Source organism: Streptomyces sp. NBC_00523, from assembly GCF_036346615.1.
Classification (GTDB): Bacteria; Actinomycetota; Actinomycetes; order Streptomycetales; family Streptomycetaceae; genus Streptomyces.
Window position 1 is genome coordinate 6,281,900 of record NZ_CP107836.1, and the last position, 12,252, is coordinate 6,294,151.

Genomic DNA, 12,252 nt, shown 5'->3' on the forward strand with positions numbered 1-12,252 from the left:
ACAGCGGGCCCGGTTAGAGTGGGCGCCCTCATGAACGAGCGGCACACGGCACCCAGCACGGCCCAGGCCCCGCCCCTGGTGCGCATACATCTCTTCGGTGGCTTCCGGGTGACACGCGACGACGGACCGGCCCTCGCCGAGCGCTGGCCGAGGCAGACCGCGCAGTCCTTGGTGAAGCTGCTCGCCGTCGTCCCCGGACACCGGCTCCACCGCGAACAGGTCATCGACGTCTGCTGGCCCGAAGCCGACCCCCAGGCCGCCCAGGGCAGTCTGCGCGTCGCCCTGCACGCCGCCCGCCGGGCCCTCGAACCCGAGCTCGCCTCCCGCGCCACCTCCTCGTACCTCGTCTCGGAAGGCGGGCTGCTCTACCTCGACCCCGCCCGCGTCCGCATCGACGCCGACCGTGCCGAGGAGCAGGCCAGGGCCGCGCTCGCCGCCGGTGACGTGGACGTCCTCCGCGAGGCCCTGGGCCGCTTCTCCGGCGAACTCCTCCCCGAGGACCGCTACGCCGACTGGGCCGAGGGCCGCCGCTCCCGGCTCGCCGATCTCAAGGAGCGGCTGCTCCTCGCCCTCGGCGACGCCCACCTCCGGGCCGGCGAGCCCCAGGAAGCGGTCACCCTCGCGGAACGGCTCCTGGACGACAACCCCGCCGAGGAGCTGGCCCACCGCCTCCTCATCGACGCCTACACCCGGCTCGGGCTGCGCCGCCGCGCGGTGCGCCAGTACCACGTCTGCCGGGCGGCCCTCGACGGTGAACTGGGCGTACGGCCGGGCCCGGAGACCGAGCGTCTGCACCGCGCCGCACTCGCGGCGGAGCCCGCCGGACCGCCCTCCGCACCCTCCCTGCCCGCCTCGCTCCGCGTCCCCGCCGCCACCCCTCTGCGCGGGCGCGAGGCCGTGCTCGGGCGGCTGCTCGCGGCGGACGGGCCCGCCGTCGTCACCGTGCTCACCGGCGAGGCGGGCGTCGGCAAGACCCGGCTGGTCGGCGAGGTGGCCCGGCAGGCGGCCGCCTCCGGCACCGCCGTCCTGTGGGGCGGCGGACACGACGCGGAGGGGCACACCCCGTACGGCGCCTTCGCCGAGGCCCTGGACGGCTGGCTGGCCGAACGCGACGAGGCGGAACGCGCCCGCGTCGGCGGCGAGTACCCCGAACTGGCCGCGTTCCTGCCGGCGCTCGGCCGGGTCCGCGCCGACTCCGAACGCAGCCCCGAGGAGGAGCGCGACCGCCTCTTCCGCGCCGCGGCCGGTCTGTTCGGCGAGCTGGCCACCGTACAGCCGGTGCTGATCGTGCTGGACGACCTGCACGCCGCGGACCTGGGCTCCTTCCAGCTGCTGAGCCACCTGGCCCGGCGGGCCGCGCGGACGGACGGCTGGCGGTTCCTCGTCACGTACCGGGAGGAGGAGATACCCGACGGCGACCCGCGCGGTGCCGGTCTGTCCTCCCTCGCCCGCCAGGGCCTCGCCGTCCGCGAGGAGGTGCCGCGCCTGGACCAGGAGGCGTGCCTCGCCGTCGTACGTGACACGGTCGGGCCGACCGCCGCCCCCGCCTCCGGCGCCCCGGACCGGATCTGGGAACTCTCCCTCGGCAACCCGCTGTTCGCCGTCGAGCTCGCCCACGGCATGGCCGACGGCACCGGGACCGTCGCCCCGGACGGGGTGCGGCAGCTCGTCGCGGACCGGCTCGCGCGGCTCGACCACGACGCCCGGAGGATGGTCGAGGCGCTTTCCGTGGCCGGACCGGAGACATCGTTGTCAGAACTGCTCGACGTCGCCGCGCACGGACTCCATCCCGTCGTCACCGGGGGCGCCGCCACCGACGCGCTGGAACGCGCCATGGACGCCTCGCTGATCGAGGAGCGGGACATCCTGGTCGGCGGCCGGCACGAGGTGGGCCTCACCTTCCGCCACCCCCTGGTCCGGCTCACCTGCTACGAGAAGCTCTCCGCCATCCGCCGCAGGCAGCTGCACGGCGCCTTCGCGCAGGCGGTGCTCCGCCGCCGCCCCGACGCCGTGGACACCCTGGCCTCGCACTTCACCCGCGCCGACGACCCGCGCGCCGCCGAATACCTGCGCCGGGCCGCCGCCCGCGCCGCCGCCCTCTTCGCGAATGACACCGCCGACCGCTACTACCGCGACCTGGTCGCCCGGCTCGACGTGGACGCCGCCCGCGCCCGCCTCGCCCACAGCCAGGTGCTGCGCCGCATGGGGAACTTCGCCCAGGCCGCCGAGGTGCTGCGGCTCGCGCTGGACGAGTTCGTCCGGCGCGGCGACCACGAGGACATCGTGCTCGCGGCGGCCTGGCTCGCCGACACCCTCGGGCGCACCGGCCTGCCCGACGCCGGGCGGCAGGTGCTGGCCGCGCACCCGGTCACCCCGGACACCGCGCCGGAGCCCGCCACGGGGCACTATCTGGCCCAGGCCGTGCTGTGCCGCATCCAGGGGCGGTACGAGGACGCCTACCCGGCCGCCCAGCAGGCGGTGGCCGCCGGGCAGCGGGTGCCCGGCCGGGCCGGGGAGGGGCTGATGGCCCGGGCCCACTCGCTGCGGGCCAGCATCCTGGGCCTGAGCGGACGGCTGGACGAGGCCCAGGAGGCGGCCGACCTCGCCCTGCCCCCGGCCGAGGCGTACGGCGACCCGACCCTGCTCGGCTCGGTGCTCTCGACCCTGCGGGAGAACGAGCGGCGGGGCGGCCGGCTCCGCGAGGCCGTCGCCACCGGACAGCGCGCCCTCGACCTCGCCGAGCGGTCCGGCGACCCGGGGAGCGCCGCCTTCGAGCGGGCCAACCTCGCCGAACTCTGGCTGCTCCTGGAGGACTTCGACACCGCGCGCACCCTCGCCGAGGCGGCGGTCGCGGGCGCCGAGCAGGACGACGCCTGGTGCCTTCCGTACACCCTGGCGGCCCTCGCCCTGGTCCGGATGCGCACCGGGGACGCCCGGGACGCCGCCGCCCTGCTCGACAGGGCGCAGTCCTCACCGGGGCTGGTGGACCGGCAGGCGGGCCACGAGGTACGGGCGGCCCGCGCCGAACTCGCCCTGCGCGACGGGCTCCCGGGCCACGCGCGCCGCGCCGTGGAGGGCCATGAGCGGGACGTGCCGGTGTTCGCCGCCTGGGCCGAGCTGCACTGCGGCCGGCCCGAGGCGGCGCGGCGCCTCGCGGGCGACGAGGTGGCCCGGGCCGCCCGCACCGGCGAACGGCTCGCCGAGACGGACGCCCGGACGGTCCTCGCCCTGGCCCTGCACCGGCTCGGCGAGGGCGAGGCGGCACGGGAGGCGTTGACACGTGCCGACGACCTGGTCCGGGCCCTGCCCTACCCGGCGGGCGCGGCCCACGCGGCCGAGGTGCGGGCGCTCATGGAAACGGAGCCGGAGGCCCGGTAGAGGGGGCGGTCCGGCTCCGTTCGGTGGCGCTTACGCGGGCAGCCGCTCCAGCAGCCCCGCGAAGTCGGTGTCCGGCGCGAGGGTGCCGAAGGCGAGGCCCCGGTCCCCGGCGAGCCGCGAGGCGCAGAACGCGTCGGCGACCGCCGTCGGCGCGTGCCGGACGAGCAGCGAGCCCTGGAGCACCAGCGCCGCGCGCTCGATGAGCCGCCGGGCCCGCAGCGGGGCGTCCTCGGTGAGGACCAGCTCGCCGCGCAGCTCCCGCCAGGCCGCGTCCAGCCGGCGGTCCGCCCCCGAGGCGGCCTCCACCTCGGCGCGGAAGGCGTCCAGCGACTCCGGCTCCCGGGCCAGGGCGCGCAGCAGGTCCAGCGCGTTCACATTGCCCGAGCCCTCCCAGATGCCGTTGAGCGGGGCCTCCCGGTACATGCGCGGCATGCCCGAGTCCTCGACGTAGCCGTTGCCGCCGAGGCATTCCAGCGCCTCGGCGACCGCGACCGGCTGGCGCTTGCACACCCAGTACTTGGACACCGCAGTGGCCAGCCGCAGGAAAGCCCGCTCCTGTGCGTCGCCCCGCTGGGCGCGGTCGGCGGCCCCGGCGAGCCGCAGCCCGAGCGTGGTCGCCGCCTCGGACTCGACCGCGAGGTCCCCGATCACATTGCGCATCAGCGGCTGGTCGATCAGCTTGGCGCCGAACACCGAGCGGTGGCGCACGTGGTGGGCGGCCTGGGCGAGCGCGGCGCGGATGCCGGCGGCCGAGCCGATGACGCAGTCCAGCCGGGTCATCGTCACCATGTCGATGATGGTGCGCACGCCCTTGCCCTCCGGGCCGACGAGCCAGGCGACCGTGTCGTCGAACTCGGGCTCGCTGCTGGCGTTGGACCGGTTGCCGAGCTTGTCCTTGAGCCGCTGGATGCGGAAGGTGTTGCGGCTGCCGTCCGGCAGCACGCGCGGCACCAGGAAGCAGGAGAGTCCGCCCGGCGTCTGGGCGAGGACCAGGAAGAGATCGTTCATCGGGGCGCTGGTGAACCACTTGTGCCCGCGCAGCCGCCAGGTCCCGTCACCCGCCTCGGTGGCCGCGGTGGTGTTGGCGCGCACATCGGTGCCGCCCTGCTTCTCCGTCATGCCCATCCCGGCGAGCAGTCCCGGCTTCTCGGCGGGGGTGCGCAGCCCGGCCTCGTACACCCGGCTGGTCAGCAGCGGTTCGTACGTCTTCGCCAGGTCGGGGGCGTGCCGCAGCGCCGGGACGACGGCGTACGTCATCGAGACGGGGCACAGGTGGCCCGCTTCCAGCGTCGACATCACCATGAAGCCGGCCGCGCGCGCCACATGGGCGCCGGGGCGCTCGTCCGCCCAGGCGGCGCCGGCCAGGCCCGCGCCCACCGAGGCGTTCATCAGGTGGTGGTAGGCGGGGTGGAAGTCGACCTCGTCGACGCGGTGGCCGTAGCGGTCGTGGGTGCGCAGCACGGGCTCGTTGGTGTTGGCCTGCTCGGCCCACTCCTGGGCCTGTGCGCTGCCGACGAGGCGGCCGAGGCGGTGCAGCTCCTCGGTGTGCCACTCGGCGCCCTCGCGGCGCAGGCCCTCCAGGAGCACCACGTCGTCGGCCGCGTCGTGCCCGGTCAACGGCGGTGCCTGGTTGGTCACTTCGTGGGTCGCGGCGGTGGGGTTGCTGCGCGGGGCGACGGTTTCGGGCACGGGAACCTCCTGGTGGAAGGGGTGTCAGGGCTGCTGTGCGGGCGGGGCGCCCGCACACCGCAGGGCCATGGCGACGAGTTCGGTGAGCAGCGCCTCGGTGGTCGCGCCGTCCCCGGCGCCGAGCGGGTCGACCAGGACCTCGCCGACCGCGCCGGTGAGCGCGGCGGCGGTGATCTCGCCGTTCTGCGCGGGCAGCAGGCCCTCCTCGATGCCCGCGTGGACGACCTCGGCGAACAGGGCGCGGTAGCGGCGGCGGTACTCCAGGCGTTCGGCGCCGACCGCCGGATCGGCCGGGGCGGCGAGCAGCGCGTAGGCCAGGCCCCGGTTCTCCAGGGCGCGGCGGGCGAAGACCTCGACGCCCCGGGCCAGCCGCTCGACCGGGGTCCCCGGCTCGCGCAGCACGGTGCCCAGCACCTCGACCTCGCGCCCGGCGGCGCGCCGGAACACCTCGACGGCCAGCGCCGCCTTGGACGAGAAGTGCTGGTAGACGGAGCCGGCCGCGATGCCGGCCGAGTCGGCGACGGCGGTGACCGACGCCTGCGACCAGCCGACCTCCGTGACCACCGAGGTGGCGGCGGCGATCAGATGCTCCCTGGCTGCTTCGAGCCGACTGATTTCGGCTGGGGTCTTGCGGTAGGCCATGAAAGAAGTGAACCATCATTCAGAGTTTCCCGCCATGGTCCGTTCGCACGGTCCGGCTCGTCAGGAGAACGTGATGCACCTCAGTACCCTGCTGGACAGCGCCGTCCGCTCGGCCGGCGACCATGAAGCGGTCGTCTACCGTGAGCAGCGGTGGTCCTACCGGGAATTCGCCGACGCGGCCCGCCGCGCCGCGACCGTGCTGCGGGAGGCCGGGCTCCGGCCGGGCGACCGGCTGGCCGTGATGACGTACAACACCCCCGCCTTCCTGTTCGCCGCGTTCGGCGCCTGGTACGCGGGCGCCACCCTGGTCCCCGTCAACCACAAGCTCCGGACGAGCGAGGTGGCGCGCCAGCTGGCCCACTGCGGGGCCAGGATCGCCCTGGTCGACGCGGAGATCGGGGAGCGCGCCACCGCCGCCGACGCCGGGGTGACCTGGCTGGTCAGCCACCCCGACGCCGCGCCGGACGCCCTGCCCGCCGACGCGTTCGAGGCGCGCATCGCGGCCGCCGAGCCGTGGACCGGGGACCCCGGGACGGACGGCGAGGTCGCGCAGATCCTGTACACCTCGGGCACTACCGGCACCCCCAAGGGCTGCGTCCACACCCACCGGACGATCACCCTGACCGCCGCCTACACCGCCGCCGCCATCCCGCTCCGCCGCGACGAGCGGTTCCTGATCTGCATGCCCGTCTGGCACGCGTCCCCGCTCAACAACTGGGTGATGGGCACGCTGCTGACGCGCGGCACGGTGGTGCTCCAGCGCGAGTACGAACCCCGGGGCATGCTGGAGGTCATCCAGCGCGAACGCGTCACGGCGATGTTCGGCGCCCCGATCGCCCTCATCGCGCCCACGCAGGCGGTCCCCGACTTCGCCTCGTACGACCTCTCGTCCGTGCGGGCCTGGATCTACGGCGCCGGACCGCTCGACGCGGACACCGCGCGCCGTCTGATGAAGGCGTACGGCTCCGAGGACTTCCACCAGGTGTACGGGATGAGCGAGACGGGCCCCGTCGGCGCCTCGCTCCCGCCCGCCGAGCAGGTCGCCAAGGCCGGCGCGATCGGCAGGGGCGGCATGCCCGGGGTCGAGCTGCGGGTCGTGCGGCAGGACGGCGCGGACGCGGGGGCGGGGGAGACCGGCGAGATCCGGCTGCGCTCCGACACCCGCATGCTGGGCTACCTGGACGACGAGAAGGCCACCGCCGAGGTGTTCGCGGGTGACTGGTACCGCAGCGGCGACCTGGGCCGGGTGGACGAGGACGGGTTCGTCACGGTCGTGGACCGGATGAAGGACGTGATCATCACCGGCGGCGAGAACGTCGCCTCGCAGGAGGTGGAGGGCGCCCTGCGCGGCCACCCGGACGTCCTGGACGTCGCCGTCGTCGGCCGGCCCCACCCCCAGTGGGGCGAGACCGTGGTCGCCGTGGTCGTCCCGCGCGAGGGCGCCGCGCTCGACCTGGAGGGCGTCCGCGCCTGGCTGGAGACCCGGATCGCCCGCTACAAGGTGCCCCGCGAGCTCGTGCTGCGCCCCGGCCTCCCGCGCACCCCGTCCGGGAAGATCACCAAGCACGTGCTGCGCGAGGAGCTGACGCGGTGAGCCGGGGCCCGTACCCCTGCGGCGGGCGGCGGGGCCGGGCCGCGTAGGGTCGGTCCATGGCCGACGAACAGGTGACCAAGGCGAAGCGGGGCCCCGGCAGACCCCGCGAGGAGCGGGTCACCCGGGCCGTTCTGGAGGCCGTGGTCGAGCTGGTCACGGAGAACGGCATGGGCGCCCTGACGATGGACGCGGTCGCGGCCCGCGCCGGAGTCAGCAAACCGGCCATGTACCGGCGTTGGGCCACCAAGCAGGACCTGGTCCTGGCCGCCGCCGAGTCCCGGATCGGGCCGCTCACCGTCCCCGACATGGGCGATTTCCGGGCCGAGCTGCGCGCCGTGCTGACGGCGCGCATGGAGGCGTACCGGCAGCCGGGCGTCGCGCGGCTGCTCGCCGGGGTGATCGGCTCGGCCTCGGAGGCGGGCGCCGAGCCGGGCGCGTACCGCGACTACGCGGCCCGCGTGATGAGCGAGACCCGCCACCTCCTGGAGCGCGGGGTGGCGCGCGGCGACGTCCGGGAGGACGTGGACATCGCCGCCGCCGCGACGCTCGTCGCCGCCTCGCTGGTCTTCCGCATGGTCGGCGAACAGCGCCTGCCGGACCAGCGGTTGGTGGACTCCGTGGTGGACCTCATCAGCCGCGCGGTCGCCGCCCCGGCGTAGCCGCTCCTACCGTCACCCGGCCCCGCCGCCGGGTGCTTCGGCATGCCCGGAAACGCGCGGAACGGGCACCGGACGGTCCGCGGAACCCCCGGGAAATCGATGCGCCACACCCCTTGCCCCGCCGCATCCTCATATCGATACTGCTGGTTACGTAATTAGCGCACCGCCGGGAGGAACACCCATGCAGACCGCTGTCACGAACCCCAAGCCGGTCCTGGACAAGCCGCTCATGCACTACGGGAGCCGCACCCTCGAACGCCTCGCGCCCGGCGCCGAGCCGGTCACGTACCGGCAGGTCGGGATCAGCCCGCTCACCCCGCACTTCGGCGCCGTGCTCGACGGAGTCGACCTGACCCGCCCGATCACCGAGGAGCTGGCAGAGGAGCTGCGCCAGGCCCTGCTGGAGTGGAAGGTGATCTTCTTCCGCAAGCAGACCGGCTTCACCGCCGATCATCAGCTCGCCCTGTCCGGCGTCTGGGGCCCGCCCGAGCCCAACCCGTTCTTCCCGAAGACCGGGACGGCCGGCGTCTCGCGCCTGGCCAAGGACGCCAAGGCAGCCGGCAACAAGAACATCTGGCACAGCGACCACTCGTTCATGGTCAACCCGGCGCTCGGCTCCGTCCTGCGCGCTGTGGAGGTGCCCGGGGCGGGCGGCGACACGATGTGGGCGGACATGGCCGCCGCCTACGACAACCTGCCCGACGACCTGAAGGCCCGCATCGCCGAGCTCACCGCCGTGCACGACTGGGCACCCAGCTGGGGCGCCCTCATGAACGACGAGCAGAAGGCCGAGTTCCGTAAGTCCTGGCCGCGGGTCGAGCACCCCGTCGTCGTCCGCCACCCGCGCAGCGGCCGCAAGACGCTCTACGTCAACGAGCCCTTCACCACCCGCATCAACGGCCTCTCCGACGCCGAGAGCCGCGAACTGCTCGACATCCTGGTCCTCCAGGCCCGCATCCCCGAGTACCAGGTCCGCTTCCACTGGGAGGCCGACTCGATCGCCATCTGGGACAACATCGCCACCCAGCACTACGCGATCAACGACTACTTCCCGCAGCGCCGGGTCATGGAGCGCATCGCCATCGCCGGCGTACCGCTCTCCTGACCCCCTCCGCCCCTCTTCCCGGGAGATCCCATGACCGCGGCACCGATCGAACGGCCCCCGCACCCCACCCGAGTGGTGGCACCCGCCGGCACCCGTACCCGGGCCTGGACGGTGACCGCGCTGCTCGTGGTCTTCATGATGGTCAACTTCGCCGACAAGTCCGTGCTCGGCCTCGCCGCCGACGAGATCCGCGCGGACCTGCACCTGAGCGCCACTCAGTTCGGCCTCGTCAACGGCGCGTTCTTCCTGCTCTTCTCGGTCGCCGCCGTCCTGGTCGGACTCGCCGCCGACCGGGTGTCACCGAAGATCCTGCTGCTCCTCATGGCGCTGCTGTGGTCCGTGGCCCAGGTCCCCGCGGCGATCGGCGGCGGCCTCGCCGTCCTCGTCGTCTCCCGGGTCTTCCTCGGCGCGGCCGAGGGCCCGGCCTTCCCCGTGGCCCAGCAGGCCACCCTCGCCTGGTTCCCGAACGACCGGCGCAATCTGCCGGGCGCCCTGATCACCCTCGGCGTCACGCTCGGCGTGATCACCTCCGCGCCCGGCCTGTCCTGGGTCATCCAGCACCACGGCTGGCGCACCGCCCTGTGGGTGCTGGCGGGCGTGGGCCTCGTCTGGGCCGCCGTCTGGAAGGTGCTCGGCGCCGACGGCGGACACCGCGTCGAGACCGCCCGTACGCCCGTACGCGAGGAGGCGCCCGCCGCCCCGGTCCCGTACCGCGCGATCCTCACCAGCCGCACCTGGATCGGCGCCACCTTCGCCTACTTCACCAGCTACTGGACCGTCGCTCTCATGCTGGTCTGGCTGCCGTCCTACCTCCGCAACGCCCTCGGCTACACGGCCGGTGAGGCGGGCACCGTCGTCGTCGCCCCCTGGACCATCGGCGCGATCGTCCTGCTCGCCCAGGCCGGTGTCACCGGACGGCTGATGCGGCGCGGCGCCGGCAGCCGCCGCGCCCGGGGCTGGGTCGGCGGCACGCTGCTCGCGCTCGGCGCCCTGTGCTGTCTGGCGGTCCCCCTCGCGGACGGCGCCACGGCCAAGACCGTGCTGATCGCCCTCGGCTTCGGGCTCGGCGGTTCGTACGCGGCCGTCGCGGCGACCACCGTCAGCGAACTGGCCCCGCCGAACAGGGCCGGTGGCGCGCTGGGCGTCATGAACGCCCTGGTCACCCTGGCCGGACTGGCCGCCCCGGCCGTGGTGGGCGCCCTCGTCGACGCCCGGGGGACCGGCGGCTACCAGAACGCCGTCGTGCTCTCCGGTCTTCTCCTCGCCCTGGGGGCTGCGGCATCCTTCTGGCTCATCGACCCGGCCCGCGACACCGCCCGCCCGACCCTCTGACCCGCCCCCACCGCCCCAAGGAGCCCGCCCGTGAGCGCCGCCCCCGCCCTGGACACCAGCCCGCTCGACCTCGCCGTCTCCGAACTCCGCGCCCACGCCGACGCCTGGACCGCAACGCCGCTCCCCGAACGCGTCGCCCTCCTGGAGCGCATGCTCCCGCGCATCGCCGAGACCGCGCCCGCCATGGTCGCCGACGCGGCCGCCGCCAAGGGGTATGCCGCCGACTCGGCCTGGGCCGCCGAGGACTGGGTCACCGCCCCCTGGGCCCTGGCCCAGACGGTGAGCGCCTACCTCCACGTGCTGCGCAGGCTCGCCGCCGGACAGGACCCGGTCGACCGCACGGCCGTCCGTGAACGAGGGGGCCGCGTCCTGGTCGACGTCTTCCCCGCCACCGGGACGGACCGCCTCCTGCTCAACGGGTTCACCGCCGAGGTGTGGACCCTCCCCGGGACCACCCGCGCGCAGGCGCTGGCGGACGCGGCGGGGGAGTACCGGGGCCGCCAGGGGGAGCCGGCTGTCGCCCTGGTCCTGGGCGCGGGGAACGTCCCCGCGATCACCCCGCTCGACATCCTGCACAAGCTGTACGCGGAGGGCGAGGTCGTCCTCGCCAAGATGAACCCCGTCAACGCCTACCTGCGCCCGCACTTCGAGAAGGTGTTCGCCGAGTTCATCGACAAGGGCTGGGTGCGCTTCGTGGACGGCGGCGCCGATACCGGCGCCTACCTCACCACCCACGACGGCGTCGACACCATCCACGTCACCGGCAGCGAACGCACCCACGACGCGATCGTCTGGGGCACCGACGACCGGGCCGAGCGGCGCAGGAGCGAGGACACCCCGCTCAACGACAAGCCGTTCACCAGCGAACTCGGCGGCGTCAGCCCCTGCATCGTCACCCCCGGCCCATGGAGCGCGGCGGACTTCCGTTTCCAGGCCGAGCACATCGTCACCAGCAAGATGAACAACTCCGGCCACAACTGCGTCGCCAGCCAGATCCTCGTCGTCCCCCGCGAGTGGGACGGCACCGAGCGGCTGCTCGCCGAGGTCCGCCGGGTCCTGCGCGAACTCCCGCCCCGCGCCGACTACTACCCCGGCGCGGACGACCGCCTCGACGCGGTGGTCCGCGCCCACCCGGACGCCGAGACCCACGGCGAGGGCGCCTGCCGCCTCCTCGTCCCCGACATCACGGACATGGGCGACCCGATGCTCGACATCGAGGTGTTCGCCAGCGCCCTCGGAGTCGTACGCCTGCCGGGTGCCGACGCCCCCGCGTTCCTGCGCGCCGCGACGGAGTTCGCCAACGACCGGCTCCCCGGCACCCTCGGCGCGACCCTGCTCGTCCACCCCCGCACCGAACGCGCCCACCGCCAAGCGGTCGAGGAGGCGGTCGCCGGGCTCCGCTACGGCACCCTCGGCGTCAACTGCTGGTCGGCGTTCGGCTTCCTCCTCGGCTACACCCCCTGGGGCGCCTTCCCCGGGCACAGCCGCCAGGACATCGGCAGCGGCGTCGGCTTCGTGCACAACGCGTTCATGCTGGAGCACGTCGAGAAGGCGGTCGTCCGCGCCCCCTTCGCACCCGCCCCGCGCGGCCTGTTCACCGGCTCCCCGTCCCTGTCCCCGCGCCCCCCGTACTACGTCACCAACCGCACCGGCCGGACGACCATGGAACGGCTCACCGCGTACACGACCGACCCGAGGGTGTCCCGGCTGCCGGGGATCTTCGCCTCCGCCCTCCTCGGCTGAGCCGCCCCGGGCGTCGGGCAGCCCCAGGCAGCCCGACGCCCCAGGGCGCGTCCGGAGAGTCCCGTCTGGCCCGCGACGCCTGGCACGCACTCTCGCCGCACCGGCCGACA

General features: G+C 74.7%; 8 protein-coding genes. 6 read left to right on the forward strand and 2 right to left on the reverse strand.

Going from position 1 to position 12,252, the window contains the following annotated elements:
• The first annotated feature begins 30 nt into the window (after positions 1–30).
• On the forward strand, positions 31–3,378 hold the full coding sequence (locus OHS17_RS28415; RefSeq protein ID WP_330314439.1) for an ATP-binding protein: 3,348 nt from the start codon (positions 31–33) through the stop codon (positions 3,376–3,378).
• 30 nt (positions 3,379–3,408) lie between these two features.
• On the opposite strand, the gene OHS17_RS28420 is transcribed toward OHS17_RS28415, so the two are convergent.
• Complete coding sequence (locus tag OHS17_RS28420) at positions 3,409–5,067, reverse strand: acyl-CoA dehydrogenase family protein (RefSeq protein ID WP_330314440.1); 1,659 nt, start codon at positions 5,065–5,067, stop codon at positions 3,409–3,411.
• A gap of 24 nt (positions 5,068–5,091) precedes the next feature.
• Positions 5,092–5,709: a TetR/AcrR family transcriptional regulator gene (locus OHS17_RS28425; RefSeq protein ID WP_018100383.1), complete on the reverse strand. Its 618-nt coding sequence runs from the start codon at positions 5,707–5,709 to the stop codon at positions 5,092–5,094.
• A gap of 73 nt (positions 5,710–5,782) precedes the next feature.
• On the opposite strand from OHS17_RS28425, the gene OHS17_RS28430 reads away from it, so the two are divergent.
• The 5 genes from OHS17_RS28430 to OHS17_RS28450 all read left to right on the forward strand — a co-directional run bounded on the left by OHS17_RS28430 (position 5,783) and on the right by OHS17_RS28450 (position 12,142).
• On the forward strand, positions 5,783–7,303 hold the full coding sequence (locus OHS17_RS28430; RefSeq protein WP_330314441.1) for a class I adenylate-forming enzyme family protein: 1,521 nt from the start codon (positions 5,783–5,785) through the stop codon (positions 7,301–7,303).
• 56 nt (positions 7,304–7,359) lie between these two features.
• Positions 7,360–7,962 carry a TetR/AcrR family transcriptional regulator gene (locus OHS17_RS28435; protein WP_330314442.1) on the forward strand — a complete coding sequence of 201 codons (603 nt, stop codon included), beginning with the start codon at positions 7,360–7,362 and terminating at the stop codon, positions 7,960–7,962.
• A 181-nt stretch (positions 7,963–8,143) separates the two neighbouring features.
• The gene (locus tag OHS17_RS28440) at positions 8,144–9,067 is read left to right on the forward strand and encodes a TauD/TfdA dioxygenase family protein (RefSeq protein ID WP_330314443.1); all 924 of its coding nucleotides are present in this window, start codon (positions 8,144–8,146) and stop codon (positions 9,065–9,067) included.
• Between the two features lie 30 nt (positions 9,068–9,097).
• Positions 9,098–10,399 carry an MFS transporter gene (locus OHS17_RS28445; RefSeq protein ID WP_330314444.1) on the forward strand — a complete coding sequence of 434 codons (1,302 nt, stop codon included), beginning with the start codon at positions 9,098–9,100 and terminating at the stop codon, positions 10,397–10,399.
• Between the two features lie 30 nt (positions 10,400–10,429).
• Complete coding sequence (locus tag OHS17_RS28450; RefSeq protein WP_330314445.1) at positions 10,430–12,142, forward strand: aldehyde dehydrogenase family protein; 1,713 nt, start codon at positions 10,430–10,432, stop codon at positions 12,140–12,142.
• The last annotated feature ends 110 nt before the right edge of the window (positions 12,143–12,252 follow it).